The organism is Streptomyces sp. WP-1, assembly GCF_030450125.1.
GTDB classification, from domain to species: Bacteria; Actinomycetota; Actinomycetes; order Streptomycetales; family Streptomycetaceae; genus Streptomyces; species Streptomyces incarnatus.
Map to the genome: position 1 here is coordinate 4,669,942 of NZ_CP123923.1, position 26,445 is coordinate 4,696,386.

Below are 26,445 nucleotides of genomic sequence, written 5' to 3' on the forward strand. Positions count from 1 at the left end.
ACGTCCCCGGTCATTTCGTAGCGCGGTTGCGACAATCGGACCCGCGCGGAGGGCAGTTCAGCCGAGCAGCGAGCGGAACCGTTCGATGTTCCGGCGGCGCATGGTGCGGAAGGCGAACCAGGAACCGTCGGCGTAGTGCACCCGGAAACGGGCCACCAGCCGGAACCGGGCCCGCCGCCCGACCCGCGCCACCCGGGCCCTGGGCACCTCCCACACCGGCGTGCCGTCCAACGGCTCCACCAGCCCGACGCGCCGACCCTGCCCAGCTACACCCAGGTGTCCAGCCACATCCGCGCCCGCCAGCTGTCGATCGGGATCGCCGTGCCGGTGAACAGGGGCCAGAAGTAGATGAAGTTCCAGGCGATCAGCAGGACCAGGACGCCCGCCGAGGTGGCGCCGATCACGCGGCGGGTGTCGCCGGAGCCCGGTGGGCCGATGATCGCGCCGATCATCATGGCCACCGCCAGGCACAGGAACGGCACGAAGACGACCGCGTAGAAGAAGAAGATCGTCCGCTCCTGGTACAGGAACCACGGCAGATAGCCCGCCGCGATCGCGCAGGCGATGGCGCCGGCCCGCCAGTCGCGGCGGAACGCCCAGCGCCACAGGACGTACACGATCGCGAAGCAGGCCGCCCACCACAGCAGCGGGGTGCCGAGGGCCAGCACCTCGCGGGCGCACTTCTGGCCCGCGTCCGCCGGGCAGCCGCCGGTGCCGGGGGAGGGGGACTCGTAGAAGTACGACACCGGGCGGCCCAGCACCAGCCAGCTCCACGGGTTGGACTGGTAGGTGTGCGGGGAGTCCAGGTGCAGATGGAACTCGTACACCTCGTGCTCGTAGTGCCACAGGCTGCGCAGCCAGTCCGGCAGGAAGGACCAGGTTCCGCCCCGGCCGTCGGTGAGCGCCCAGTTGCGGAAGTAGCCGCCGGTGCCGTCCGTGGGGGAGAGGATCCAGCCCAGCCAGGACAGCAGGTAGACGGCGACGGAGACCGGGACCGTCGCCAGGAAGGTGATGCCGAGGTCGTGCTTCAGGACCGCCAGGCGCGGACGGCGGGCGCCGGCCACCCTGCGGGCGCCCACGTCCCACAGCACCGCCATCACACAGAACGCCATCAGGATGTACAGGCCGTTCCACTTGGTGCCGATGGCCAGGCCCAGCATCAGCCCGGCCGCCCAGCGCCAGGGGCGCAGGCCGAGCCGGACGGAGTCCGCGACCGCCGCGTCCGGGCGGACCAGGCCGTCCGGTCCGACGGGCAGGGCGGCGGCCAGTCTCGCCCGTGACCGGTCCCGGTCGATGAGCAGACAGCCGAACGCGGCCACCACGAAGAACATCAGCACGCCGTCGAGCAGCGAGGTGCGGCTCATCACGAAGTGCAGCCCGTCCACCGCGAGCAGCGCGCCCGCCAGGCAGCCCAGGAACGTCGAGCGGAACATCCGGCGCCCGATCCGGCAGATCATCAGCACGCTCAGCGTGCCCAGCAGCGCGGTCATGAACCGCCAGCCGAACGGGTTGAACCCGAACATCAGCTCGCCGAGCCCGATCACGTACTTCCCGACCGGCGGATGCACCACGTACGCCGCGTCCGCCGGGATCGCGAGATGCCCGTGCGTCTGGAGGACCAGGTCGTTGGCGTTCTTGTCCCAGTTGACCTCGAAGCCGCGGTGGACCAGCGCCCACGCGTCCTTGGCGTAGTACGTCTCGTCGAATATCACCGCCCGCGGGCTGCCCAGGTTCCAGAACCGCAGCAGGCCCGCGACCAGCGTCACCAGCAGCGGCCCCGCCCAGCCCGACCAGCGGGTGATCCGGTCGGCCAGGACGGGCGGGGCGCCGAGCGCCCGCCACAGCCGGGGACCGGGCTGCGTGTACGGCGGCACCAGCCGGTCCCGGACATCGCCCTCGGGCGTGTCCTTCGCCGGCGCGTACCCGAACCGGCGCAGCCGCTGCTGCCACGGCGGCCGCCGGTCGTGCGGCGCCTGGCCCTGCCTCAGATCCATGGAGGACGCGGTACTGGTCACCGCGCCATCGTAGGGAACGGTGCTGTGCGAGTCCCGTGCATGCGCGGCGCGGGCCGCGAAGCGGTCGTTTTCCTCCGGCTCGCGGACCCCTGCGAGGATGGGGGCGTGACTGGAACCCTTGTCCTCGCAGGTACCCCCATCGGCGACATCGCGGACGCGCCGCCCCGGCTGGTGAAGGAGCTGGAGACCGCGGACGTCATCGCCGCCGAGGACACCCGGCGGCTGCGCCGGCTCACCCAGGCGCTCGGCGTCACACCGGGCGGCCGGGTGCTGTCGTACTTCGAGGGCAACGAGTCGGCGCGCACGCCCGAGCTGGTCGAGGAGCTGACCGGCGGGGCGCGGGTGCTGCTCGTCACGGACGCGGGCATGCCGTCGGTGTCCGACCCCGGGTACCGGCTGGTCGCGGCGGCCGTCGAGAAGGACATCCGGGTCACCGCCGTGCCCGGCCCGTCCGCCGTGCTCACCGCGCTCGCCCTGTCCGGGCTGCCCGTGGACCGGTTCTGCTTCGAGGGCTTCCTGCCGCGCAAGGCGGGCGAACGGCTCTCCCGGCTGCGCGAGGTCGCGGGCGAGCGGCGCACGCTGGTCTACTTCGAGGCCCCGCACCGCCTCGACGACACCCTCGCCGCGATGGCCGAGGTCTTCGGCGCCGAGCGGCGGGCCGCGGTCTGCCGGGAGCTGACGAAGACGTACGAGGAGGTGCGCCGGGGTCCGCTGGCCGAGCTGGCGGACTGGGCCGCGCAGGGGGTGCGCGGCGAGATCACGGTCGTGGTCGAGGGCGCGCCCGAGACCGGCCCGGAGGAGCTGGACGCGGCGGAACTGGTGCGCCGGGTGCGGGTGCGCGAGGAGGCCGGGGAGCGGCGCAAGGAGGCGATCGCGGCGGTGGCGGTGGAGGCGGGGTTGCCCAAGAGGGTCGTGTTCGACGCCGTTGTCGCCGCGAAGCGAGCCGATCAGTGAGGGGTCTGCTCAGGCGGGGGGCTTGAGTAAAAACTGCCCTCTGAGCAGGGATCTTCTCGGATGAGCGACTCGGCCAATGGGCGGCAAAAGGCTGTCGCCGTTGGCAAAGCGCACAGGCGGTCCGCGGGGGCTTTTCGGCAAGGAAGACTCAAATCGGCTCCAACACTCGACAGCCCTGCTGCATTCGCGTCGGCGAAGGCGTCCACTGGTCGAAGGGACCCCGCTCAGGGGTGCTCGTCCAGCGGAAACGAGGAGCTGGCATGAGTGAGATCGCAGGGCAGACCGGCCTCCGCGGTACGGCCACAGCCGTTGTTCACGAGTCGTATTCATTCGCCTGCATGCGCTGCGGGCACGGCTGGGAGCAGTCGTACGAGATAGAGCACCACGCGGACGCCGACGGGCAGCAGTACGTGCGGTACGTGGCCGACGGGCAGGTCGTGCCGTCGCCGCTGCGCAGCCCCAGCTGCCAGAACTGCGACGGCCACGTGCTGCGGATCATGCGCGCCGGACAGGTGTCGTCGGTCCGGGACGCGAACGCGGGCCGGCGCGGTGCGCCGCTCGCCGGTCCGGTGGAGGTGCCGCCGGTGCCGGGCGCCGCGGCCGCGACGCAGCACCACTGGCACCTGTCGGACCTGCTGCACCCCTTCCAGCGCAAGGCGAGCTGACCGCCGCCCGGCCCCGGGCGCCGGAGCCCGGGTCCGTGTCCCTTTCGTAGGATCGGGACATGCCTTCGAACGCCGGCCAGAACGGCTCCCCGGGCGACAAGAACGCGGCGCCGCCGCTGCCCGCACCCCTGCGGGTGCCCGTCGCCGATTCCCACACCCACCTCGACATGCAGTCCGGCACCGTCGAGGAGGGCCTGGCGAAGGCCGCGTCGGTCGGCGTCACCAGGATCGTCCAGGTCGGCTGCGACCTCGACGGCTCCCGGTGGGCGGCCGAGACCGCGCGGACGTACGAGAACGTGCACGCGGCCGTCGCCCTGCACCCGAACGAGGCGCCGCGGATCGTCCACGGCGACCCGATGGAAGGGGCGTCGCGCAGCGACTCGGACAAGGGTGGTGGTGGGCGACGGGCGGGATGGTCCCGCAAGGAGGCCAGGGAGCCGGGCGGGCAGGCCGCGCTGGACGAGGCGCTCGCCGAGATCGACCGGCTCGCCGCGCTGCCCCACGTCAAGGGCGTCGGCGAGACCGGCCTCGACCACTTCCGCACGGGCCCCGAGGGCAAGGACGCCCAGGAGCGGTCCTTCCGCGCGCACATCGAGATCGCCAAGCGGTACGGCAAGGCGCTCGTCATCCACGACCGCGAGGCCCACGCCGACGTGCTGCGCGTGCTCAAGGAGGAGGGCGCCCCCGAGCGCACCGTCTTCCACTGCTACTCCGGCGACGCCGAGATGGCGCGGATCTGCGCCCGCGAGGGCTATTTCATGTCCTTCGCGGGCAACGTCACCTTCAAGAACGCCCAGAATCTGCGCGACGCCCTCGCCGTCGCCCCGCTGGAACTGGTCCTCGTGGAGACCGACGCGCCCTTCCTCACCCCGGCGCCGTACCGCGGACGGCCCAACGCGCCGTACCTCGTTCCGGTCACCGTGCGCGCCATGGCCGCCGTGCGCGGGATCGACGAAGACGCGCTGGCGACGGCCCTGAACGCGAACACGGCCCGCGCCTTCGACTACCCCGCGTAGTCACTCTTTCGTCACGTTTCGCAGCCGCGTCGCTTTGGAGAGTGACCGGGGCTCGGCTAGGTTCTGCCCCCGATCCGGACCTTTCGGCCCCTGTGGAGCGTGTCGGCGTGAGCGGTAAACGGCGGTTGGAGACGGGCGCGTCGCCGGAACGGCGCGGTGGCAGGCGTGCGCGCCGGCGCGGGGCGCGGGCGGCCGAGCGGCCGGACTCCGTGCTGCGCCGGCTGCTGCCCCAGGCCCTGGTGGTGGCCTTCCTGGCCGGCGGCACCACCGCGTTCGTCGCGCAGGACCGGGCGATCCGGCTCGACGTCGACGGCCGGCCGCGGGCGCTGCACACCTTCGCCGACGACGTGGACGCGCTGCTCGCCGAGGAGGGCGTGCGGGTGGGCGAGCACGACCTGGTCGCGCCCGCCCCCGACACACCGCTGGCCGGCGGCGACGCGATCGCGGTGCGCTACGGCCGCCCCGTGCGGCTCACCCTGGACGGCCGACGGCACCAGGTGTGGACGACGGCGCAGACCGTGGACGGGGCGCTCAGGGAACTGGGGGTGCGCGCCGAGGGCGCGTATCTGTCGGCATCGCGCTCCCAGAGCATCGGCCGCGCCGGGCTCGCGCTCGATGTGCGCACCGAGCGGACGGTCACGGTCATGGCCGACGGGCGGGCCCGCACCATCCGCACCAACGCGGCGACGGTCGGGGAGGCCGTGGAGGAGGCCGGGGTCACCCTGGGCGCCGACGACACGCTCTCCGTCCCCGCCGACAGCTTCCCGCGCGACGGGCAGACCGTCACCGTGATGCGGGTGACCGGGGGGCGGGAGGTCCGCGAGGAGGAGATCCCGTTCCACACCGAGCGGACGTACGACCCCACGCTGCTCAAGGGCACCGAGGTCGTCGCCAGCCCCGGGCGCCCCGGACTGCGGCGGATCACGTATCTGCTGCGCACGGTCAACGGGGTGCGCCAGGAGCCGCGCCGGGAGGGGGCGGAGGTGGTGCGGCGGCCGCGGCGGCAGGTGGTGAAGGTCGGCACGAAGGCGGCGCCGCGCTCGGTCGCGGGGGCCGACGCGCTGAACTGGCAGGGGCTCGCGGAGTGCGAGTCCGGCGGTGATCCGCACGCGGTGGACGCCTCGGGGACGTACGGGGGTCTGTACCAGTTCGACGCGCATACGTGGCACACGCTCGGGGGCACGGGGCTGCCCCAGGACGCGTCGGAGTCGGAACAGACGTACCGGGCGAAGAAGCTGTACGCGCGACGGGGGGAGAGCCCCTGGCCGCATTGCGGGGAGCGGTTGCACGGGTAGGCGCGGGGCAGACCTGCGGGATCCCGGGTGCGGGCGCGTCGTGGCCGGTCGCGCCGTTTCCCGCGCCCGGTCCGGGGCGCTGCCGCGCAGGGGCGTTTGTCAGGGCCGCCCCCGGCGCCCCGTACCCTTGTCCCGTGAGTAGCCCCGCCCCCGATTCCCTCCTCGGCCCCGCCGACATCCGCGAGCTCGCGGCCGCGCTCGGTGTCCGCCCCACCAAGCAGCGCGGCCAGAACTTCGTGATCGACGCGAACACGGTCCGCCGTATCGTCCGCACCGCCGAGGTCCGCCCCGACGACACCGTCGTGGAGGTCGGACCCGGGCTCGGCTCGCTCACCCTCGCGCTGCTGGAGGCCGCCGACCGGGTCACCGCCGTGGAGATCGACGACGTCCTCGCCGCCGCGCTCCCCGCGACCGTCGCCGCCCGCATGCCCGCCCGCGCCGACCGCTTCGCGCTGGTCCACTCCGACGCGATGCACGTCGCCGAGCTGCCGGGCCCCGCCCCGACCGCGCTCGTCGCGAACCTGCCGTACAACGTCGCCGTCCCCGTGCTGCTGCACATGCTCGACACCTTCCCGAGCATCGAGCGCACCCTGGTGATGGTGCAGTCCGAGGTCGCCGACCGCCTCGCCGCCGCGCCCGGTTCGAAGGTGTACGGCGTCCCGTCCGTGAAGGCCAACTGGTACGCCGAGGTCAAGCGGGCCGGCGCCATCGGCCGCAATGTCTTCTGGCCCGCGCCGAACGTCGACAGCGGGCTCGTCTCCCTGGTCCGGCGCACCGAGCCGATCGCGACGACGGCCACGAAGCGGCAGGTGTTCGCGGTGGTCGACGCGGCCTTCGCGCAGCGCCGCAAGACCCTGCGGGCCGCGCTCGCCGGGTGGGCCGGTTCCGCGGCCGCCGCCGAGGCCGCCCTCGTCGCCGCCGGGATCTCCCCGCAGGCCCGCGGCGAGTCGCTGACGGTCGAGGAGTTCGCCCGTATCGCCGAGCACGCCCAGACCGGCGCCTGACGCCGGCCGTCCGCACAGCCCAAGGAGCGCAGTGAGCGTCACGGTCCGCGTCCCCGCCAAGGTCAACGTCCAGCTCGCGGTGGGCGCGGCCCGCCCCGACGGGTTCCACGACCTCGCCAACGTCTTCCTCGCCGTCGGCCTGTACGACGAGGTCACGGTCACCCCCGCCGACGAACTCCGCGTCACCTGCGCGGGCCCGGACGCCGCCCAGGTCCCCCTGGACCGCACCAACCTCGCCGCCCGCGCCGCCCTCGCGCTCGCCGCGCGCCGGGGCATCGAGCCGAACGTGCACCTCCACATCGACAAGGACATCCCCGTCGCGGGCGGCATGGCGGGCGGCAGCGCGGACGGCGCGGGTGCGCTGCTGGCCTGCGACAGGCTGTGGGGCACGGGTGCGTCCCGGGCCGAACTCCTCGCGATCTGCGCCGAGTTGGGCAGTGATGTGCCGTTCAGTCTGGTCGGCGGGGCCGCGCTGGGCGTCGGCCGCGGTGAGCGGCTGACCGCCCTCGATGTCGGCGGTACGTTCCACTGGGTGTTCGCGATGGCCGAGCGCGGGCTGTCCACGCCGGCGGTCTTCCGCGAGTTCGACCGGCTGGCCGAAGGCCGGGAGATCCCGGAGCCGGTGGCCTCGCAGGATCTGCTGGACGCGCTGGCCAAGGGCGACGCCGACGCGCTGGCCGCGGCCGTCGTCAACCACCTCCAGCCGCCCGCGCTGTCCCTCTTCCCGCAGCTGGCGGCCACCCTGGCGGCGGGCCGCGCCGCGGGCGCCCTCGCCTCGCTCGTCTCGGGCTCGGGCCCCACGACGGCCTTCCTCACCCGGGACGCCGCCACGGCCGAGAAGGTCGCGGGGGCCCTCACCGCCTCCGGCACCTGCCGCGCGGTGCGGGTGGCGGCGGGGCCGGTGGCGGGGGCGACGGTTCTCTAGGGCCTCAGAGGGCGTCGATCTCGGTCAGGTCGATGTCGATGTCGTAGGGGACGGTGATCTTGACGTGGTCGTGGTAGATGCCGGTCAGGGCGTACGTGCCGGTGGCCTTGCCGAGTTCGTAGACTTGGACGACGGGGTGGTCGTCCTCGCCCGCCATGTCGACCAGCCAGAAGTGGGGGATACCTGCCGCGGCGTACTTGCGCGGCTTGGTGTCACGGTCGCGGGCCTCGGAGTCGGGTGAGACGACTTCGACGACGAGCAGCACGTCGGCCGCCTCGAAGCGAGTCTGGCGCCGGTCGGTGAGGGCTTCGCCACGGACGACGCAGATATCCGGCTCCGGGCCGTTGTGCTTGTCGAGCACGACGGTCATCTCCCGCGCGACCCTCATGTCGGACGGCAGCGTGCGGCGCAGGCCGCTGACCAGCAGGTCGATGACTGCGACGCGAAAGTAGCGCTGCGGACTCACGAGAACCAGGATCCCGTCGATCATCTCGGTGTGTGGCGGGAGATCAGGCAGTGTGAACAAGTCGTCCACGGTGTAGCCATCGTGCGGCGGCACCGGCCAGTGGACCGGGTGCCCTGCGGACTCAGCGGTCCTGGTTTCTCCCATGAACGGGATCTTGCCGCCCGCCCTTGGGGATAGCGGCCAATTCCCGATCACGTCATCACAAAGAGTGACCATCCCCTCGCGCGTCACCCCCCGCCCCCGAGGCCCTACGCTAGAAGGCTGACCCACGCGGCGGAGCCGCATGTCGATACCGCCCCGCGAGCAGGAGTGAAATGGCCGTCAACCTGGTCAATGTCGAGAACGTCAGCAAGGTGTACGGCACCCGTGCCCTGCTGGACGGCGTCTCGCTCGGTGTGTCGGAAGGGGACAGGATCGGGGTCGTCGGCCGCAACGGTGACGGGAAGACCACCCTGATCCGGATGCTCGCCAAGCTGGAGGACGCCGACACCGGCCGGGTCACCCACCTCGGGGGGCTGCGCCTCGGCGTGCTCACCCAGCACGACTCGCTCGACCCCGCCGCCACCGTCCGCCACGAGGTGATCGGCGACATGGCCGACCACGAGTGGGCGGGCAACGCCAAGGTCAGGGACGTACTGACCGGCCTGTTCGGCGGCCTGGACCTGCCGGGCTTCCCCAAGGGGCTCGACACGGTCATCGGCCCGCTGTCCGGCGGTGAGCGGCGCCGCATCGCGCTGGCCAAGCTGCTGATCGAGGACCAGGACCTGCTCGTCCTGGACGAGCCCACCAACCACCTCGACGTCGAGGGCATCTCCTGGCTCGCCCTGCACCTCCAGAACCGCCGCTCGGCGCTCGTCTGCGTGACCCACGACCGCTGGTTCCTCGACCAGGTCTGCACCCGCATGTGGGACGTCCAGCGCGGCGACGTGTACGAGTACGAGGGCGGCTACTCCGACTACGTCTTCGCCCGTGCCGAGCGCGAGCGCATCGCCGCCACCGAAGAGGCCAAGCGGCAGAACCTGATCCGCAAGGAGCTGGCCTGGCTGCGCCGCGGCGCGCCCGCCCGCACCTCCAAGCCCCGCTTCCGGGTGGAGGCCGCCAACGAGCTGATCGCGGACGTGCCGCCGCCCCGCGACAGCAGCGAGCTGATGAAGTTCGCCTCCTCCCGGCTCGGCAAGACGGTCTTCGACCTGGAGGACGTCACCGTCCAGGCCGGCCCCAAGGTGCTGCTCAAGCACGTCACCTGGCAGCTCGGCCCCGGCGACCGGATCGGCCTGGTCGGCGTGAACGGCGCCGGCAAGACCTCGCTGCTGCGCGCGATGGCCGAGGTCGCCCGCACCGAGGGCGAGGCGCAGCCGGCCGGCGGCCGGGTCGCCGTCGGCCGGACGGTCAAGCTCGCCTACCTCTCCCAGGAGGTCGCCGAACTCGACCCCGCCTGCCGGGTCCTGGAGGCCGTGCAGCAGGTGCGCGAGCGCGTCGACCTCGGCAAGGGCCGCGAGATGACCGCGGGCCAGCTCTGCGAGACCTTCGGGTTCACCAAGGAGAAGCAGTGGACGCCGGTCGGCGACCTCTCCGGCGGTGAGCGCCGCCGCCTCCAGCTGCTGCGGCTGCTGATGGACGAGCCCAACGTCCTCTTCCTGGACGAGCCCACCAACGACCTCGACATCGAGACCCTCACCCAGCTGGAGGACGTCCTCGACGGCTGGCCCGGCTCGATGATCGTCATCTCCCACGACCGGTTCTTCGTGGAGCGCACCACGGACCGGGTGTTCGCCCTGCTCGGCGACGGCGCCCTGCGGATGCTGCCGCGCGGTATCGACGAGTACCTGGAGCGGCGGCAGCGCATGGAGGAGGCGGTCGCCGAGCGCAACGCCGCCGCGGCGCCGAAGCCGGCCACGCAGGAGAAGAGCGCCGCCGACCAGCGCGCCGCCAAGAAGGAACTCCAGAAGATCGAGCGGCAGTTGGACAAGGTCTCCGAGAAGGAGACCAAGCTGCACGCCCGGATCGCGGACAACGCGACGGACTTCGCGAAGGTGGCCGAACTGGACGCCCAGCTGAGGTCGCTGGCCGGCGAGCGCGAGGAACTGGAGCTGCGCTGGCTGGAACTGGCCGAGGACGCGTAGCACTTCGCCGCCGCGAATCAGCCAGTGCGGCGGACGGCCGCTCCCCGGCGCGCACCGGGGAGCGCGTGCGCCGGGTGAAGGGGGCGTGAAGACGCGTAACGGAGGCATCACGGGCCGGTTCTCCCTTGGGAACAGGGCGGATCCGGCCCGTTGTGCTGTCCGTACCGGGTGATAGAAAGAGCCGTCTGAAAACTGTCTCCACAACGACCTTGGGTCCGTCAAGAACCTCAGGGCGTGGCTAAAAATCAGTGAACGAGGGGGAAGAGCGCTGATGACTCAGCCGCCCGACCAGTCGCCCAGCGGCGGCTTCGGAGCACCGCAGGATCCGAGAGATCCCAGGGACCCCCGGGACCCGAGGAATCCGGAAAGTTCTGGAGGTCCTGGGAGCCCGGGAAGTCCTGGGAGTCCGGAGAGCCCGGGGAACCAGCCTCCGGTCCCGGCCCAGCCGCCCGCCGCACCCGCGACCCCGGCCGCCCCGCCGCCGACGGTTCTCTCCAAGCCGCCCGCGGCCCCGGTCCCGCCCGCGCCCCAGGCCCAGCCCGGCCCGCCGCCGCAGCCGGGGCAGCCGCCCCAGCCCCCGCAGCAGCCGGCGCCCGGCTACGGCTACCCGCAGCAGCCCGGCCCCTACGGCGCCCCCACGGCACCCGGCACCCCCGGCCCCTACGGAACCCCCGCGGCCCCCGGCCCCTACGGTGCCCCCGCCGCCCCCGCCGCCCCCGGAACCCCCGGCCCCTACGGCTACCCGCAGCAGCCCCAGCAGCCGGGCCCCTACGGGCAGCAGCCCCAGCCCGGTTACGGCTTCCCGCCGCAGCCGCCGTACCCCGGCGCCCCGGGCACCGCCCCCGGCGGCCCCTTCCCGCCCCAGGGCGGCGGCGGCAAGAAGAAGACGGTGCTGATCGTGGGCGCCGCGGCGGCCGCGCTGCTCGTCATAGCCGGCACCGTCTACGCCGTGACCAGCGGCGGCGACGGCAAGAAGAAGCCCGTGGCCGAGCAGAGCGGCAGCGGCGCGCCGACCTCGTCCGGCGCCCCCTCGGCCTCCTCGCCGGCCACCGGCGGCGACGACCCCGAGGACCTCAACAAGGGCCGCGCGTCCGGCGAGGCGAAGGTGCTCTGGTACAAGTCGGCACCGGACGCCCCCGGCGCGGGCGCCGACGCCCCGGGCATGTGGATCGCCGGGAACACCGTGGTGAAGGCGGCGTACAAGCAGGTCTTCGCGTACGACACCGGCAACGGCTCCTCCCCCTGGGGGCCCCTCGCCTTCCCGCAGAAGATCTGCGCGGTGACCCCGCAGAAGTCGGACGACGGCAAGGTCGTCGTGGCGTACATGAACGGCGCCGGCGACAACGCCAAGTGCAACCAGCTCACCCAGCTCGACCTCGCCACCGGCAAGAAGGGCTGGAGCGCCCAGGTCGCCGACGGCGGGCTGTTCGACAGCGCGCTCAACGTCGAACTCAGCGTGGCGGGCAGCACGTTGATGGTGGGCCGCTCCGAGTCGGGCACCGCCTACGACATCGACAGCGGCAAGAAGCTGTACGACAAGAAGCGCTACGGCAACGCCTGCTTCCCCGCCGGGTACGCGGGCGGCGCCGGCCGGCTCGTCCAGGTGGCGTCCTGCGCGGCCTCGACCAGCACCGAGCACGACGAGCTGCGGGAACTCGACCCGGCCACCGGCAAGGTGAAGTGGACCCAGTCCCTCAAGAAGGGCTGGCAGGTCAGCCGGGTGTACTCGATGAACCCGCTCGTGGTCTATCTGACCAACCAGGACAAGAAGACGTGGAACATCTCCACCTTCACCTCGACCGGCAAGTTCCGCTCCCAGGTCAAGGTCGACGAGAAGTTCTCCCCGAGCTGCGGCTGGGCGATCCTGGAGCGCGACCTCCAGGGCTGCCAGGGCGTCGCGGCCGACGCCGACACGCTCTACCTGCCCACGTCCGCGACCTCCAGCGCCAACGAGATCGTCGCGATCAGCCTCTCCACCGGCACCGCGAAGTGGCGGGTCAAGTCCCCGGCGGACGAGCCGATGGCCCCGATGAAGGTCGAGGGCGGCAAGCTCATCGCGTATGTGCAGCCGTCGTACGACGCGGGCGGCCAGGTCGTCTCGATCCCGACCGCCGGCTCCGCCCACACCCCCACGAAGCTGCTCCAGAACCCGCAGGGCACCGCGGAGATCGAGGACACCTTCTACAACGGCGTCGTCGACTGGGCCGACGGGCGCTTCATCATCTCGGCCGGCCGGCTGAACGGAAACGACGAGTCGAAGGAGAAGCTGATCATGGCCTTCGGCAACTGAGCCCGGCCCGCTTCCCCGCTCTCCGCCCGATCCGTCCGCCGTCCGGCCTTCCGAGTGTCACCGAGGTACCCGAGCCATGACCCAGCCGCCCCCGCCCCCGCCGAACCAGCCCCCGCAGCAGGGGGGTTTCGGCCCGCCGCCCCCGTCGCAGCCGGCGCCGTCCACCCCCTCGCCCTCGCTGGACAAGCAGCCCCCCGCGGCCCCGCCGCCCCCGCAGGGCGCCCCGACCCCGCCGCCCCCGCAGGACGGCCCGGGCGGGCAGCCCCCGCAGCCGCCCCAGCAGACCCCGCCGCCCGGCCCCCCGCAGCCGGCGCCCGGCTACGGCTACCCCCAGCAGGCGCCCCCGCCGGCCGGCTACGGCTACCCCGCCGCGCCCCCGAACCCGTACGGCCAGCAGCCCCCCGCCCCCTACGGGGCGCCGCAGCAGAACCCGTACGCCATGCCCACCCAGCCGATGCAGCAGTCCGGGCAGCCGGGCTACGGCTATCCGGGCCAGCCCCCGACCATGCCGATGCGGCAGCAGGGCGGTGGCGGCGGCCGGAACAACACCGCGCTGTACATCGTCATCGCGGCGGTCGTCGTCATCGCGCTGATCGTGGGCGGCGGCATCTGGTACGCGGGCTCCGGTGACGGCGGCACCAAGCAGGGCACCGCCTCCTCCGGCGGCGGCAACGGCGGCGGTCAGGACAAGGGTTCCGGCGGTTCGACCGGCGGCAAGGAGAAGGTGCCGGCGAACACGGCGGCCAAGGTCCTCTTCCAGGTCCCCTCGCCCTCGGTGAAGGACACGGTGAGCACCTCCGGCTCCTGGCTGACCGGCAAGGTGTACGCCAAGACCGGCGTGAACGAGATCGTGGGCTACGACCCGGTCAAGGGCACCAAGCTGTGGACGGTCGAGCTGCCCGGCCCGGTCTGCGCGGCCAGCCGGCACATCACCGACGACGACAAGACCGCGATCACCTACCAGCCGACGAACAAGAAGTACTCCGGCTGCTCCGACATCGCGGCGATCGACCTCGACGCGGGCAAGAAGCTGTGGACGAAGACCGTCAACGTCGGTGACTACCCGGTCAATTACCAGAACGTGACGGTCTCCCAGCACACCGTCGCGCTCGGTGACAGCAACGGCGGCGCGGCCTTCGACATCGACTCCGGCAAGCCGCTGTGGCAGCCGAAGCCGGGCGAGGACTGCTACGACTCGGGCTACGGCGGCGGCGCCAAGCTGGTCGCGGTGCGCAGCTGCGGCGACTCGGACAACACCCAGCTGTCCATCCAGACCATCGACCCGAAGTCGGGCAAGGTGCTCTCCGAGTACAAGATGGACCCGGGCATCGAGTACGCCTCGGTCGTCTCCACCGACCCGCTGGTGGTGGCCGCCGACGTCGGCGACAGCGCGGGCGACGGCAGCGGCATCTCGGACTACTTCTCCATCGACGACAGGACCGGCAAGCTGCTCGCCCGGATCTCCGCGCCCGGCAAGACGTACGGCGGCCGCTGCGACGGCATCACCCGGATCGAGGACTGCCACGAGGTCGTCGCCGGCGGCGGCAAGCTGTTCGTGCCGACCGAGGAGCACGACGGCAGCGGGTCCTCCTACAGCACCACCAACGAGGTCGTCGCCTTCGACCTGGCCACCGGCAAGCCGACCGGCCTGCGCGCCGAGGCGGGGGACGGCTATCTGCTGTCGCCGCTGCGCATGGACGGCGACAACCTGATCGCCTACAAGAAGCCGCCGTACGACAAGGGCGGCCAGATCGTCAGCATCGACGGCTCCACCTTCAAGGAGACCAAGCTCCTGGAGAACCCCTCCACGGAGAGCGTCCGGCGTGCCGAGGGCAGCATGCTGCCGGACTACGCGGAGATCCTCTTCGGGAACGGCCGGCTGTACATGTCGGACGTCTTCGTCGACAAGGCGGACCCGAACGACGACAAGTCGTACCTGGTGCTGGCCTTCGGCACGGGCGGCTGACCCCCCGCCACACAATCACCCGAACGGGTGACTTGGTCAGCAGTGCCCCGGATGTCATCGGTCCGGGGCACTTCTGCTGTCCAGGGGCGGTGTGGCGTCGAACAAGCGTGTAGCTTCCGGGGGCATGCAAAGGGGCGGGGTGCCGGGGGGCCCTCTGTCCATCGGGCCGGTGGACGTCCATAGTGGGGCATCCATGGGCGGGGCTGGGGGGTTTCTCAATGGGAGTACGGCTCATGGTCGTGGACGACCATCGCCTGCTCGCGGAGGCGCTGGCATCGGCGCTGAAACTGCGCGGGCACCGGGTGCTCGCCTCGGCCGCGCCCGCCGCGGGCGCCGCCGATCTGGTGATCGCGCGGGCGCCGGAGGTGTGCCTGCTGGGCACGGCCGCCCCGGCCGAGCCGGGGGCCTTCGATCCGGTGGCGAAGATCAAGCGGGAGCGGCCGCAGGTGGCGGTGGTGGTGCTCGGCCCGGTGCCCTCGCCGCGGGGGATCGCCGCCGCGTTCGCCGCCGGGGCGTCGGGGTACGTACGGCACGACGAGCGCATCGAGGGTGTCGAGCGGGCGATCCTGAAGGCCCGGGCGGGCGAGTCGGCGGTGGCCCCGGGGCTGCTCCAGGAGGCGTTCGAGGAGTTGCTGAACCCCGCCGCCCAGCCCGACGACGAGGCCCAGCGCCTGCTGAGCGTGCTGACCCCGCGCGAGGTCGAGGTCCTCGTCCGCGTCGCCGACGGCGAGGACACCCGCGTCATCGCCTCCGGCATGCGGATAGCCCCGAGCACGGCCCGCACCCATGTGCAGCGGGTACTGATGAAACTGGGCGTGGGCTCGCGTCTGGAGGCCGCGGCGCTGGCCGCGCGGACGGGGCTGCTGGACCGCGCGGCGGGGCCGGGAGCCTAGCTCCCGGCCCCGCCGCAGCGCCCCGCCAGGGGCGCGGGGAACTGCGCGATCAGCCACGACGCGGCCGCACCCGGCAGACGGGCCGCCCCCTCCCGACGGCGCTAACCCTCCTGCTGAGGCGCCGCAGGCCTGAGCTTCAGCCACACCAGGAAGAAGACACCCAGGACCAGCATCCCGATCCCGGTCCACAGGTTGATGTTGACGCCCTGCGCCTTGTCGATCGCGGACCGCGAGTCCGTGATGCCGGTGATCGTGACGATCACGCCGTAGACCACGAAGAGCCCGCCGATGATGCGCCGCAGATCGAAGATCCGGGACGCCGTCGCCGACTTGGTCTCCAGCTCGCTGACCTCGCGCGCGATGTCGCCCTCGGTGTAATGGTGTTCGGAGTTCTCGGACATGTTCCCTCGATCCTCCCGCGTCAGAACGAGAACGGGATGTAGCAGACGGCGGCCAGCACGACCGCACCCCAGCCCAGCAGCGCCGGCTTGCGGTACCACGCGTCGTCACCGGGCGCCGGCGGCTCGGACATCCCCGGCGAGCGGGTGCCGTAGACCAGGCCCTGGAGCTCCTTCGCCGGCTTCGGCGCGGTGAACAGCGACACCAGGACCATCACGACCGCGCCGGCTACGAACCCGGCGATCGCCGAGACGAAGTTGGCGCCCTGGTCGGAGGGGATGGAGATGATCCCCTTCTTGTAGAGGACGAAGTAGTTGACCATCGCGGTGACGGTGCCCGCGAGCAGCCCCCAGAAGCCGGACTTGACCGACGCCCGCTTCCAGAACATGCCGATGATGAAGACGACGAACATCGGCACGTTGAAGAAGGAGAACAGCGTCTGGAGATAGGACATGATGTTCGAGAACGACGAGGCGAGGAACGCCGTGCCCACCGACGCGCAGACGCCGATCACGGTGATCCACCGGCCGAACCGGACGTAGTACGCGTCCTCCCGCCCGCGCACCACGTACTTCGCCCAGATGTCCGTGGTGAACACGGTGTTGAAGGACGACACGTTGGCCGCCATGCCCGCCATGAACGCGGCGAGCAGACCGGTGACCGCGATGCCGAGCACGCCGTTGGGCAGCAGCTCCTGCATCAGGTAGGGGATGGCGTCGTTGTACTGGAGGCCGGAGCCGCTGGTGCCGATGTCCGGCACGAGCGCGGCCGCGACCAGGCCCGGGATCATCACCAGGAAGACGATGAAGATCTTCGGGTACGCGGCGATCAGCGGCGTGCGCCGGCCCGCGGAGAGGTTCTTCGCGGACAGGGCGCGCTGGACCTCGGCGAAGTTGGTGGTCCAGTAGCCGAAGGAGAGCACGAAACCGAGGCCGAGCACGATCGTCAGCCAGTTCGCGCCGAGCGGGTTGGTGCTGCCGATCCCGGTGCCGCCCCACGCGGTGGTGAAGTTGTGCCCGTGGGTCTCGGCGAGCTTGTGGGTCAGTCCGCCCCAGCCGCCGACCTTGCGCAGCCCGAGGATGGTGAGCGGGATGAGCGCGGCCAGGATCACGAAGAACTGGAGCACCTCGTTGTAGATCGCCGAGGACAGACCGCCCAGGGTGATGTACGCGAGGACGAAGGCGCCGGCGACCACGATGGCCACCCACTGGGGCCAGCCCAGCAGGGCCTCGACCACGATCGCGAGGGCGTACAGGTTGACGCCGGCGATCAGGATCGCGGCGAAGGCGAACAGGATCGAACTGAGCAGGTGGGCTGCCTTGTCGAAGCGCAGCAGCAGGAACTCGGGGACCGAGCGGACCTTGCTGCCGTAGTAGAAGGGCATCATCACCAGGCCGAGGAAGACCATGGCGGGGATGGCGCCGATCCAGTACCAGTGCACGGTGTAGGCGCCGTACTGGGCGCTGTTGGCGGCCATGCCGAGGATCTCGGTGGCCGCCAGGTTCGCCGAGATGAAGGCGAGGCCGGTGATCCAGGCGGGCAGCGAGCGTCCGGACAGGAAGAAGTCGAGGCTGGTCCTGACGGAGCGGCGGGCGGCGAAACCGATACCGAGCACGACGACGAAGTAGATCGCCAGGATCGTGTAGTCCAGCCAGTTGGTCGGGAGCCGTAGCCCGGCCGCCGCCAGATACGTATGCGCGTATGTGGGGGTCTGCATGAGAACTCGCTTCGTTGCGCGAACTGATCAGAGCGGAACCTACGCCTGTGTGTTTAAAAAATGAACAGTTTTGATGGTGATCTTTGTTCGATTGTGATGATCTGATTCTGTGTCGGGTTGTGGTCTGTTATGTTTGATTCTGTTGAGAGGAGTCCGGCGTGAAGAAGACCCCGACCCTGCTGGCCGACGGTCGCGAGCTGATCTACTACGACCTGCGGGACGACACCGTGCGCGACGCCGTCGACCGCCGTCCGCTGGACCGCACGGCCACCACCTCCGAGATCCGCCGAGATCCGCTGCTCGGCGACCGGGTCGCCGTCGCCTCGCACCGGCAGGGCCGCACCTACCACCCGCCGGCCGACCAGTGCCCGCTGTGCCCGACCGAGGGCGAGCGGCTCAGCGAGATCCCGGACTCCTCGTACGACGTCGTCGTCTTCGAGAACCGCTTCCCCTCCCTCGCCGGTGACTCCGGCCGCTGCGAGGTCGTCTGCTTCACCTCCGACCACGACGCCTCCTTCGCCGATCTGACCCCCGGGCAGGGGCGCCTGGTGCTGGACGCGTGGACCGACCGCACGGCGGAGCTGTCGCAGCTGCCCCGCGTCGAGCAGGTGTTCTGCTTCGAGAACCGCGGCGCCGAGATCGGTGTGACCCTCGGTCACCCGCACGGACAGATCTACGCCTACCCCTTCACCACCCCGCGCACCGCGCTGATGCTCCGCTCGCTCGCCGCCCACAAGGCGGCCGAGGCAGGGGAGAACCTCTTCGACGCCGTCCTGGAGCGTGAACTCGCCGGCGACCGGGTCGTCCTGGAGGGTGAACACTGGGTGGCCTTCGTGCCGTACGCGGCGCACTGGCCGTACGAGGTCCACCTGTATCCCCGGCGCCGCGTCCCCGATCTGCTCGCCCTGGACGAGGCGGCGCGCACAGAATTCCCCCAGGTGTATCTGGAACTCTTGAGGCGCTTCGACCGGATCTTCGGGCCCGGCGAGCCGCCGACGCCGTACATCTCCGCCTGGCACCAGGCGCCGTTCGCCCTGCCGGCCGGTCTCGACGGGGTGACACGGGAGGACTTCGCGCTCCATCTGGAGCTTTTCACCATCCGCCGCACTTCCGGCAAGCTGAAGTTTCTCGCGGGTTCCGAGTCCGGCATGAGCGTGTTCATCAACGACGTGCCGCCGGAACGGGCGGCCGAGCGACTGCGAGAGGTAGCGACTTCATGAAGTACCTGGTGACGGGTGGCGCGGGTTACGTCGGCAGCGTGGTGGCCCAGCATCTGCTGGAGGCCGGACACGAGGTCACCGTCCTCGACAACCTCTCCACCGGCTTCCGCGCGGGCGTCCCGGCCGGCGCCGCCTTCATCGAGGGCGACATCCGCGACGCCGCCAAGTGGCTCGACGCCTCGTACCGCGGCGTGCTGCACTTCGCCGCGTTCTCCCAGGTCGGCGAGTCCGTGGTGAAGCCGGAGAAGTACTGGGACAACAACGTCGCCGGCACCCTCGCCCTGCTCGGCGCGATGCGCGAGGCGGGCGTGCGCACCCTCGTCTTCTCCTCCACGGCCGCCACCTACGGCGAGCCCGAGCGGGTCCCGATCACCGAGACCGCCCCGACCCGCCCCACCAGCCCCTACGGCGCGTCCAAGCTCGCCGTCGACCACATGATCACCAGCGAGGCGAACGCCCACGGCCTCGCCGCGGTCTCGCTGCGCTACTTCAACGTGGCGGGCGCGTACGGCGCGTACGGCGAGCGCCACGACCCCGAGTCGCACCTCATCCCGCTCGTCCTCCAGGTCGCCCAGGGCCGCCGCGACGCCATCTCCGTCTACGGCGACGACTACCCGACCCCCGACGGCACCTGCGTGCGCGACTACATCCACGTGGCCGACCTCGCCGACGCGCACCTGCTGGCGCTGACGGCCGCGCGCCCCGGCGAGCACCTGATCTGCAACCTCGGCAACGGCAACGGCTTCTCCGTCCGCGAGGTCGTCGAGACCGTCCGGCAGGTCACCGGGCACCCGATCCCCGAGATCGCCGCGCCGCGCCGGGGCGGCGACCCGGCCGTCCTGGTCGCCGCCGCGGACACCGCCCGCGAGAAGCTGGGCTGGCACCCGACCCGCGCGGACCTCGCGGGCATCGTCGCGGACGCCTGGGAGTTCGCGCAGAACTCGTCGAAGGAGGACTAGTGGGGGCACAGCAGGTCGCCGAGCACTTCACCGAGCTGTACGGAGCGCGCCCGGAGGGAGTGTGGGCGGCGCCGGGACGGGTCAACCTGATCGGCGAGCACACCGACTACAACGACGGCTTCGTCATGCCGTTCGCCCTGCCCCACCAGGCCCTCGCTGCGGTCTCCCGCCGGGCCGACGGCCTGCTGCGCCTGCATTCGGCGGACATGGCGGGGGGCGTCGTCGAACTGCGCCTCGACGCGCTCGCGCCGGGCACCGACCCCGCGTGGACGGCGTACCCGGCGGGCGTCGTCTGGGCCCTGCGCGAGGCGGGCCACCCGGTCACCGGAGCGGACATCCACCTCTCCTCGACCGTGCCCACCGGCGCGGGCCTGTCCTCCTCCGCCGCCCTGGAGGTCGTGATCGCCCTCGCGCTGCGCGATCTGTACGGCCTCGACCTCGCCCGGTGGCAGCTCGCCCGGCTGTGCCAGCGCGCCGAGAACGTCTACGTCGGCGCGCCGACCGGCATCATGGACCAGACCGCCGCCGCGTGCTGCGAGCCGGGCCACGCGCTCTTCCTCGACACCCGCGACCTGTCCCAGCGGCAGATCCCCTTCGACCTCGCGGCCGAGGGCCTGCGCCTGCTCGTGGTCGACACCCAGGTCAAGCACGCGCACAGCGGCGGCGAGTACGGCAAGCGCCGGGCCGGCTGCGAGAAGGGCGCGGCCCTGCTCGGCGTCGACGCCCTGCGCGACATCGCCCACGCCGATCTGGACGCGGCGCTGGCCCGGCTGGGCGCGGACGAGGAGATCCGCCGCCTGGTCCGGCATGTCGTCACGGAGGACGAGCGCGTCGAACGCACGGTCGCCCTGCTGCGCGCCGGCACCCCCCGCGCCATCGGCCCGGTCCTCACCGAGGGCCACGCCTCGCTGCGCGACGACTTCCGCATCTCCTGCCCGGAACTGGACCTCGCCGTGGAGACGGCCCTCGCCCACGGCGCCCTGGGCGCCCGCATGACCGGCGGCGGCTTCGGGGGCTCCGCGATCGTCCTCACGGAGGCGACCGAGGTCCCCGCCCTGACCAGGTCCCTGGAAACGGCCTTCGCGGCGGCAGAGTCCAAGGCCCCCCGGGTGTTCGAGGCGGTGCCGTCGGCGGGGGCGCGGCGACTGGCCTGACGTCAGCGCAGCCGCTTCACCAGCGTGTACTCCGTGATCCCCGGCGGGTAGTCGGGGATCTCGCACACCACCTCGTAGCCCTGTCTGCGGTAGAACGCCGGGGCCTGGAAGTCCCAGGTCTCCAGGCGGGCGGCGGCGCAGGCGCGGTCGGTTGCGGCGTGGTGTTCGGCGCGGGCCAGGAGGTGGGAGCCGAGGCCCGTGCCGCGGTGGGCGGCGTCCACCCAGAGGTAGGTGACGTGCAGCCAGGCGGTCCAGGTGTGGCCCACCAGACCGCCCGCCAGCTCGCCGGCGGGGTCGAGGGCCCAGACGTGCAGGGGGACTTCGCGTTCGGCGGGGGTGCCGCGCAGGGCCGCGAGGACCGGGGAGGCAGCCGTGTTGGTGTCCAGCAGCCGGTTGCGGAGCAGTTCCTGTCGTGCCTTGTCGACTTCCGCCTCGATACGAAACATGCGGCACACCATAAACGCGCCCGTCGGCCAGTTCTGTAAATCTCCTTCCGCTGCGTGCCGGTATCCGTACGCTGAGATACCAGCGACCGGTCGGGGGCCGGTGCCGTTCAGGGGGTTCTGTGGTTCGTATCCGAGTCCTGGTCGTGGACGACCACCGCATCTTCGCCGAGTCGCTCGCCGCCGCGCTGGCCGCCGAGCCCGATGTCGAGGTCGCCGCCGCCGGCAGCGGCCCGGCCGCCCTGCGCTGCCTGGAGCGGGCCGTCGCCGAGGGCCGCCGCTACGACGTCCTGCTCGTGGACGCCGACCTGGGCGGCAGGCCGGCCGGCGGCCGCTCGCCGGTACCCGTGCGGGACGCGGACGAAGAGGGAGTGGTCGACGGGATCTCGCTGGTCGCGGGGGTGCGCGCCGCCCAGCCCGCCGTACGTACCGTGGTCCTCGCCGGGAAGGACGACCCGCGCCGCGCCGCCCTCGCGCTCGGCGCCGGTGCCTGCGGCTGGGTCGCCAAGGACTGCTCCCTGTCGCGGCTGCTCGCGGTGATCCGGGGGGTGCTGCGCGACGAGACGCATCTGCCGCCCGCGCTGCTGACCGGCGTGCTCAAGGAGCTGACCGCCGCCCGCAGGCACCGCAGCGAGAGCGAACGCCTGGTGGAGTCCCTCACCCCGAGGGAGCGGGAGGTGCTGCGCTGCATGGTCGCGGGCCTGGGCCGCAAGGCCGTCGCCGAGCGGCTGTACCTCTCCCCGCACACCGTCCGCACCCATATGCAGAACGTCCTCGGCAAACTCGGCGTCCACTCCACCCTGGCCGCCGTCGCCCTCGCCCGCCGGGCCGGGGTGGGCCCGGTGGACCTAGCCGGGAATGTTGTCGAACGGGGCGGTCAACTGGCGTAGCAGACCCGCCAGTTCCGCCCGCTGCGCGCGGGACAGTTCGCCGAGGATGGCCCGCTCCTGCGCCAGCAGCCCCGCGAGGGACTGGTCGGCGCGGTCCCGGCCGGTGTCGGTCAGCCGCACCAGCACACCGCGCCGGTCGCTCGGGTCGGGGAGCCGTTCGACCAGGCCCTTCTTCGCCAGGCGGTCGATCCGGTTGGTCATGGTGCCCGAGGTGACCAGGGTCTGGGTCAGCAGCTGCCCGGGGGAGAGCTGGTACGGCGTGCCCGCGCGCCGCAGCGCGGTCAGCACATCGAACTCCCAGGGCTCCAGCTGGTGTTCCGCGAAGGCGAGCCGGCGGGCGCGGTCCAGGTGCCGGGCGAGCCGGCTCACCCGGCTGAGCACTTCCAGCGGCTCCACGTCGAGGTCCGGGCGCTCCCGGCGCCACGCTGCGACCAGCCGATCGACCTCGTCCTCCATGAGATCAGTGTAGTGGTTGTGTCGACATGAAGTCTCTTGGAACCAAGTATCTTTTACTCAAGTATCTTGACGTCGAGAGATGTCGGGCGGGAAGGTGGACAGCATGACGACACCGACCTGGGACCCCGGCCAGTACCTCCGGCACGCCGGCGACCGCGCCCGCCCCTTCGCCGACCTCCTCGCCCGCGTCCCCGACCTGCCCGGCACCCCGCCCCGCATCGCCGACCTCGGCTGCGGCCCCGGCAACGCCACCGCCACCCTCGCCGGGCGCTGGCCCACCGCGCACATCACCGGGTACGACAACTCGCCCGAGATGCTGGACGCGGCCCACACCGGGCACGAGGGCCCCACCCCCGGCGGCGGCCGGCTGGACTTCGCCCACGCCGACGCCCGCACCTGGACGCCCGAGGAGCCGTACGACCTGATCGTCTCCAACGCCACCCTGCAATGGGTGCCGGGGCACCTCGACCGGTTCGCCGACTGGACCGGGGCCCTCGCGCCCGGCGGCACCCTCGCCTTCCAGATGCCGGACAACGTCGACGCCCCGCAGCACGTCCTCATGCGCGAACTGGCCGCAGCCCCGCGCTGGCGGGACCGGCTCGCCGGGGTGCTGCGCCGCACCGACTCCGTGCACACCCCCGGCACCTACCTGGACCGGCTCGCCCGCCTCGGCTGCGCCACCGACGTCTGGCGGACCACCTACCTCCACGTCCTGGCGGGGGAGGACCCGGTCCTCGACTGGGTGAAGGGCACCGGCCTGCGGCCCGTCCTGACCGTGCTCGCCGACGACCCCGAGGCCCGGGACGCGTTCCTCACCGAATACCGCGACCTGCTCCGCGAGGCCTACCCGAGGGCGCCCTACGGCACCGTCCTGCCCTTCCGCCGCCTGTTCGCCGTCGCCGTGAAGGGAACCTGACCGTGCTGGTGGCCGTCGACCATGTGCAACTCGCGGCGCCGCCCGGAGCGGAGGGCGCGCTGCGCTCGTACTACGCCGAAGCCCTCGGCACCGCCCCTGCGGCCACCTGCGCTTCTACTCCGCGGACCCGGTCGGCAACCGGCTGGAATTCCTGGAGCCGGTCAGGCGGTCCGGCCGAGGTGGGTGACCAGGATGTGGATCACCGCGTCGTCGATGACGTAGAGGACGCGGTAAGCGTCGACGCGAAGACGGCGGATACTCGGGCCGTACGCCGCCGATGTCACCGGCCGCGGATCGTGCGCCAACTCGTCGATCGCGTCCAGTACCTTGGCGAGCCCCGCAGGGTCCTCCTCCAGGAACCGTGTCGCGGCATCGAGGGCGTGCGGTTCGAAGACGATCTCGTACGTCACGGCTTTTCAAGCCCCAGTCGCCTGCGCACCTCTGCCATCGGGATGCCCTCGCCCAGCGTCCCCTCCGCCTTGCGTCGCTGGTAGTCGGCGACGGCCAGTGCGTCCTCAAGATCCTCTATCACCTGTGGCGATACGAGGAGCGCGGCCACATGCCCGTGATCGGTCAAGGCGATGGTCTCGCGACCGTGGGCCGCGCGGCGAACGAGGTCCCCGAGCTGGGAACGAGCAGAGCTGATCGCGATCCGGGTCATGCGCTCATGATTCCACAAGGTGCATGCAAGTGACCACTAGTGTCACCTTTTCCGGTGGGCCTCAGCTCTTCCGGTGGCCTATCAGCCGCGGTCGCTGCTCCAGCCCGTCCAGGCCGTGCCACGCCAGGTTCACCAGATGCGCCGCCACCTCCGCCTTCTTCGGGCGGCGCACGTCCAGCCACCACTGGCCGGTCAGGGCGACCATGCCGACCAGGGCCTGCGCGTACAGCGGGGCCAGCTTGGGGTCGAAGCCGCGGGACTTGAACTCGCGGCCCAGGATGTCCTCCACCTGCGTGGCGATGTCCGAGATCAGCGACGCGAACGACCCCGTCGACTGCGGGATCGGCGAATCGCGCACGAGGATACGGAAACCGTCCGTGTACTCCTCGATGTAGTCGAGCAGCGCGAACGCCGCCTGCTCGCACAGCTCACGCGGATGCCCGGCCGTCAGCGACCCGGTCACCATGTCGAGCAGGCGCCGCATCTCGCGGTCGACCACCACCGCGTACAGCCCCTCCTTGCCGCCGAAGTGCTCGTACACCACCGGCTTGGAGACCCCGGCCTTCGCCGCGATCTCCTCCACCGAGGTGCCCTCGAACCCCTTCGCCGCGAAGAGCGTGCGACCGATCTCCAGCAACTGCTGACGGCGCTCGGCACCGGTCATACGGGTCCGGCGCGTCCGCCGCTGCTTGTCTTTGTCAGTTCCTGGACTGCTGCTGGAATCGGTCGCCACGGCGTCAATCATGCCGCCTCGGCCGTCCCCTTCCGGCGCCGGGAGCCGCCATCCGCGTCGTTACGGCGCGAATCGATACGCGAGCGTGACGGCCAGCGCACGTCGTACGCCCACCCCAGCTGCTCGAAGATCCGGATGAACCGGGCCGAGGAATCGATCTGCCCGCGCATCACCCCGTGCCGCGCCGACGTCGGGTCCGCATGGTGCAGGTTGTGCCAGGACTCGCCGCAGGACAGCACCGCCAGCCACCACACATTGCCCGAACGGTCCCGCGACTTGAACGGCCGCTTGCCCACCGCGTGACAGATCGAGTTGATCGACCACGTCACATGATGCAGCAGCGCCACCCGCACGAGTGAACCCCAGAAGAACGCGGTGAACGCGCCCCACCAGGACATCGTCACCAGACCGCCGATCAGCGCCGGCAGCAGCAGGGACAGCGCCGTCCACAGCACGAACTGCCGGGAGATCGCCCGCAGCGCCGGATCCTTGACCAGATCCGGCGCGTACTTCTCCTGAGACGTCTGCTCCTCGTCGAACATCCAGCCGATGTGCGCCCACCACAGGCCCTTCAGCAACGCCGGAACCGACTCGCCGTACTTCCACGGGGAGTGCGGATCACCCTCCGCGTCGGAGAACTTGTGGTGCTTGCGGTGATCCGCCACCCAGCGCACCAGCGGCCCCTCCACCGCCAGCGACCCCATGATCGCCAGCGCGATCCGCAGCGGCCGCTTCGCCTTGAACGAACCGTGGGTGAAGTAGCGGTGGAAACCGATGGTGATGCCGTGGCACCCCAGGTAGTAGAAGAACACCAGCAGGCCCACATCGAGCCAGCTCACCCCCCAGCCCCAGGCCAGCGGCACCGCGGCCACCAGCGCCAGGAACGGAACGGTGATGAACAGCAGCAGCGTGATCTGCTCGATCGACCGCTTCTTCTCACCGCCCAGCGTGGCCAGCGGAGGGGGAGTGCCGGTGGCCTCGCGGGCTTCTTCGATCACATCGGAATGTGAGGTCATGCGCGTCCCCTGTGGGGTCGAGGGTCGGGGGTGGGTGTGCCGGGCCTGCGGAACCGGACGCGGGGAGTCCGTACATCCCTACGGCTCCGTAACCTACGGCATCGTAAGTATGGCAGCGTGTCGAGCGGCGGCAAGAGCCCTGAGATCCTGCGCGTCCCCATCGACACCTATCCTTGGAATCGGTCGGACAGCGCGGTCCGCTGAAGTTTCCTTCCCGGACGCTCCGGCCCGTATGCGGCACAGGCCGCGCGGCAGACGGCCGGGTACCT

General features: G+C 71.7%; 26 protein-coding genes and 1 pseudogene. 16 read left to right on the top strand and 11 right to left on the bottom strand.

Features of this window, described 5'->3' with window-relative positions; translation table 11 throughout:
• Nucleotides 1-57 precede the first annotated feature (57 nt).
• Both QHG49_RS20510 and QHG49_RS20515 read right to left on the bottom strand, forming a co-directional pair.
• Nucleotides 58-240, bottom strand: a complete 183-nt coding sequence (locus tag QHG49_RS20510; protein WP_301490617.1) for a hypothetical protein — start codon at nucleotides 238-240, stop codon at nucleotides 58-60.
• A 26-nt stretch (nucleotides 241-266) separates the two neighbouring features.
• Nucleotides 267-2,015, bottom strand: coding sequence for a dolichyl-phosphate-mannose--protein mannosyltransferase (locus QHG49_RS20515; RefSeq protein ID WP_301490618.1), 1,749 nt, complete (start codon nucleotides 2,013-2,015; stop codon nucleotides 267-269).
• 105 nt (nucleotides 2,016-2,120) lie between these two features.
• Between QHG49_RS20515 and rsmI the strand changes: the two genes are divergently transcribed.
• The 6 genes from rsmI to QHG49_RS20545 all read left to right on the top strand — a co-directional run bounded on the left by rsmI (nucleotide 2,121) and on the right by QHG49_RS20545 (nucleotide 7,874).
• Nucleotides 2,121-2,969, top strand: a complete 849-nt coding sequence (gene rsmI / locus QHG49_RS20520) for a 16S rRNA (cytidine(1402)-2'-O)-methyltransferase (RefSeq protein WP_301490619.1) — start codon at nucleotides 2,121-2,123, stop codon at nucleotides 2,967-2,969.
• Between the two features lie 260 nt (nucleotides 2,970-3,229).
• Nucleotides 3,230-3,634, top strand: a complete 405-nt coding sequence (locus QHG49_RS20525) for a hypothetical protein (RefSeq protein WP_301490620.1) — start codon at nucleotides 3,230-3,232, stop codon at nucleotides 3,632-3,634.
• Between the two features lie 59 nt (nucleotides 3,635-3,693).
• Nucleotides 3,694-4,650, top strand: coding sequence for a TatD family hydrolase (locus QHG49_RS20530; protein WP_301490621.1), 957 nt, complete (start codon nucleotides 3,694-3,696; stop codon nucleotides 4,648-4,650).
• 41 nt (nucleotides 4,651-4,691) lie between these two features.
• Nucleotides 4,692-5,945: a resuscitation-promoting factor gene (locus QHG49_RS20535; RefSeq protein ID WP_301490622.1), complete on the top strand. Its 1,254-nt coding sequence runs from the start codon at nucleotides 4,692-4,694 to the stop codon at nucleotides 5,943-5,945.
• A 134-nt stretch (nucleotides 5,946-6,079) separates the two neighbouring features.
• Entirely contained in the window at nucleotides 6,080-6,949 is an 870-nt protein-coding gene (rsmA, locus tag QHG49_RS20540) for a 16S rRNA (adenine(1518)-N(6)/adenine(1519)-N(6))-dimethyltransferase RsmA (protein WP_159702172.1), read from the top strand.
• A gap of 31 nt (nucleotides 6,950-6,980) precedes the next feature.
• Nucleotides 6,981-7,874, top strand: coding sequence for a 4-(cytidine 5'-diphospho)-2-C-methyl-D-erythritol kinase (locus QHG49_RS20545; RefSeq protein WP_301490623.1), 894 nt, complete (start codon nucleotides 6,981-6,983; stop codon nucleotides 7,872-7,874).
• Nucleotides 7,875-7,878: 4 nt separating this feature from the next.
• On the opposite strand, the gene QHG49_RS20550 is transcribed toward QHG49_RS20545, so the two are convergent.
• The gene (locus QHG49_RS20550) at nucleotides 7,879-8,484 is read right to left on the bottom strand and encodes a Uma2 family endonuclease (RefSeq protein ID WP_301492866.1); all 606 of its coding nucleotides are present in this window, start codon (nucleotides 8,482-8,484) and stop codon (nucleotides 7,879-7,881) included.
• Nucleotides 8,485-8,654: 170 nt separating this feature from the next.
• Between QHG49_RS20550 and QHG49_RS20555 the strand changes: the two genes are divergently transcribed.
• The 4 genes from QHG49_RS20555 to QHG49_RS20570 all read left to right on the top strand — a co-directional run bounded on the left by QHG49_RS20555 (nucleotide 8,655) and on the right by QHG49_RS20570 (nucleotide 15,612).
• The gene (locus QHG49_RS20555; protein ID WP_301490624.1) at nucleotides 8,655-10,463 is read left to right on the top strand and encodes an ABC-F family ATP-binding cassette domain-containing protein; all 1,809 of its coding nucleotides are present in this window, start codon (nucleotides 8,655-8,657) and stop codon (nucleotides 10,461-10,463) included.
• Between the two features lie 271 nt (nucleotides 10,464-10,734).
• Nucleotides 10,735-12,753, top strand: coding sequence for a PQQ-binding-like beta-propeller repeat protein (locus QHG49_RS20560; RefSeq protein ID WP_301490625.1), 2,019 nt, complete (start codon nucleotides 10,735-10,737; stop codon nucleotides 12,751-12,753).
• Between the two features lie 76 nt (nucleotides 12,754-12,829).
• Entirely contained in the window at nucleotides 12,830-14,719 is a 1,890-nt protein-coding gene (locus QHG49_RS20565) for a PQQ-binding-like beta-propeller repeat protein (RefSeq protein WP_301490626.1), read from the top strand.
• Nucleotides 14,720-14,937: 218 nt separating this feature from the next.
• Nucleotides 14,938-15,612 carry a response regulator transcription factor gene (locus tag QHG49_RS20570; RefSeq protein WP_145490781.1) on the top strand — a complete coding sequence of 225 codons (675 nt, stop codon included), beginning with the start codon at nucleotides 14,938-14,940 and terminating at the stop codon, nucleotides 15,610-15,612.
• 101 nt (nucleotides 15,613-15,713) lie between these two features.
• Here QHG49_RS20570 and QHG49_RS20575 read toward each other — a convergent pair whose 3' ends face one another.
• Together QHG49_RS20575 and QHG49_RS20580 are read right to left on the bottom strand one after the other, a co-directional pair.
• Nucleotides 15,714-16,013, bottom strand: a complete 300-nt coding sequence (locus tag QHG49_RS20575) for a hypothetical protein (protein ID WP_301490627.1) — start codon at nucleotides 16,011-16,013, stop codon at nucleotides 15,714-15,716.
• Between the two features lie 20 nt (nucleotides 16,014-16,033).
• Nucleotides 16,034-17,728, bottom strand: coding sequence for a sodium:solute symporter family protein (locus QHG49_RS20580; protein ID WP_159702154.1), 1,695 nt, complete (start codon nucleotides 17,726-17,728; stop codon nucleotides 16,034-16,036).
• A 158-nt stretch (nucleotides 17,729-17,886) separates the two neighbouring features.
• On the opposite strand from QHG49_RS20580, the gene galT reads away from it, so the two are divergent.
• The 3 genes from galT to galK are packed head-to-tail and all read left to right on the top strand — an operon-like array spanning nucleotide 17,887 to nucleotide 21,061.
• Nucleotides 17,887-18,948, top strand: coding sequence for a galactose-1-phosphate uridylyltransferase (gene galT / locus QHG49_RS20585; protein ID WP_145490788.1), 1,062 nt, complete (start codon nucleotides 17,887-17,889; stop codon nucleotides 18,946-18,948).
• Nucleotides 18,945-19,907: a UDP-glucose 4-epimerase GalE gene (gene galE, locus QHG49_RS20590; protein WP_301490628.1), complete on the top strand. Its 963-nt coding sequence runs from the start codon at nucleotides 18,945-18,947 to the stop codon at nucleotides 19,905-19,907. Before galT ends, galE begins: the two co-directional genes overlap by 4 nt.
• On the top strand, nucleotides 19,907-21,061 hold the full coding sequence (gene galK / locus QHG49_RS20595) for a galactokinase (RefSeq protein ID WP_301490629.1): 1,155 nt from the start codon (nucleotides 19,907-19,909) through the stop codon (nucleotides 21,059-21,061). Before galE ends, galK begins: the two co-directional genes overlap by 1 nt.
• A 2-nt stretch (nucleotides 21,062-21,063) precedes the next feature.
• Here the strand turns inward: galK and QHG49_RS20600 are convergent, their stop codons facing one another.
• Complete coding sequence (locus QHG49_RS20600) at nucleotides 21,064-21,507, bottom strand: N-acetyltransferase (RefSeq protein ID WP_145490795.1); 444 nt, start codon at nucleotides 21,505-21,507, stop codon at nucleotides 21,064-21,066.
• A gap of 119 nt (nucleotides 21,508-21,626) precedes the next feature.
• Between QHG49_RS20600 and QHG49_RS20605 the strand changes: the two genes are divergently transcribed.
• Nucleotides 21,627-22,394: a response regulator transcription factor gene (locus tag QHG49_RS20605; protein WP_167532415.1), complete on the top strand. Its 768-nt coding sequence runs from the start codon at nucleotides 21,627-21,629 to the stop codon at nucleotides 22,392-22,394.
• Here QHG49_RS20605 and tamR read toward each other — a convergent pair.
• Nucleotides 22,353-22,850, bottom strand: a complete 498-nt coding sequence (gene tamR / locus QHG49_RS20610; RefSeq protein ID WP_145490800.1) for a MarR family transcriptional regulator TamR — start codon at nucleotides 22,848-22,850, stop codon at nucleotides 22,353-22,355. The two genes, QHG49_RS20605 and tamR, sit on opposite strands and share 42 nt — an antisense overlap.
• A gap of 103 nt (nucleotides 22,851-22,953) precedes the next feature.
• Between tamR and QHG49_RS20615 the strand changes: the two genes are divergently transcribed.
• Together QHG49_RS20615 and QHG49_RS20620 are read left to right on the top strand one after the other, a co-directional pair.
• Nucleotides 22,954-23,766: a trans-aconitate 2-methyltransferase gene (locus QHG49_RS20615; RefSeq protein ID WP_301490630.1), complete on the top strand. Its 813-nt coding sequence runs from the start codon at nucleotides 22,954-22,956 to the stop codon at nucleotides 23,764-23,766.
• Nucleotides 23,767-23,768: 2 nt separating this feature from the next.
• Nucleotides 23,769-23,953 (top strand): annotated as a pseudogene (locus QHG49_RS20620) (hypothetical protein).
• On the opposite strand, the gene QHG49_RS20625 reads toward QHG49_RS20620, so the two are convergent.
• The 4 genes from QHG49_RS20625 to QHG49_RS20640 form a co-directional block, all read right to left on the bottom strand.
• Nucleotides 23,928-24,176: a type II toxin-antitoxin system RelE/ParE family toxin gene (locus tag QHG49_RS20625; RefSeq protein ID WP_145490805.1), complete on the bottom strand. Its 249-nt coding sequence runs from the start codon at nucleotides 24,174-24,176 to the stop codon at nucleotides 23,928-23,930. The pseudogene QHG49_RS20620 and the gene QHG49_RS20625 overlap by 26 nt on opposite strands.
• Entirely contained in the window at nucleotides 24,173-24,427 is a 255-nt protein-coding gene (locus QHG49_RS20630; RefSeq protein WP_145490807.1) for a type II toxin-antitoxin system Phd/YefM family antitoxin, read from the bottom strand. The genes QHG49_RS20625 and QHG49_RS20630 overlap by 4 nt, the downstream gene beginning before the upstream one ends.
• A 61-nt stretch (nucleotides 24,428-24,488) precedes the next feature.
• On the bottom strand, nucleotides 24,489-25,172 hold the full coding sequence (locus tag QHG49_RS20635; protein WP_085565118.1) for a TetR/AcrR family transcriptional regulator: 684 nt from the start codon (nucleotides 25,170-25,172) through the stop codon (nucleotides 24,489-24,491).
• On the bottom strand, nucleotides 25,169-26,176 hold the full coding sequence (locus tag QHG49_RS20640) for a fatty acid desaturase (protein WP_301490631.1): 1,008 nt from the start codon (nucleotides 26,174-26,176) through the stop codon (nucleotides 25,169-25,171). Before QHG49_RS20640 ends, QHG49_RS20635 begins: the two co-directional genes overlap by 4 nt.
• Between the last annotated feature and the right edge of the window lie 269 nt (nucleotides 26,177-26,445).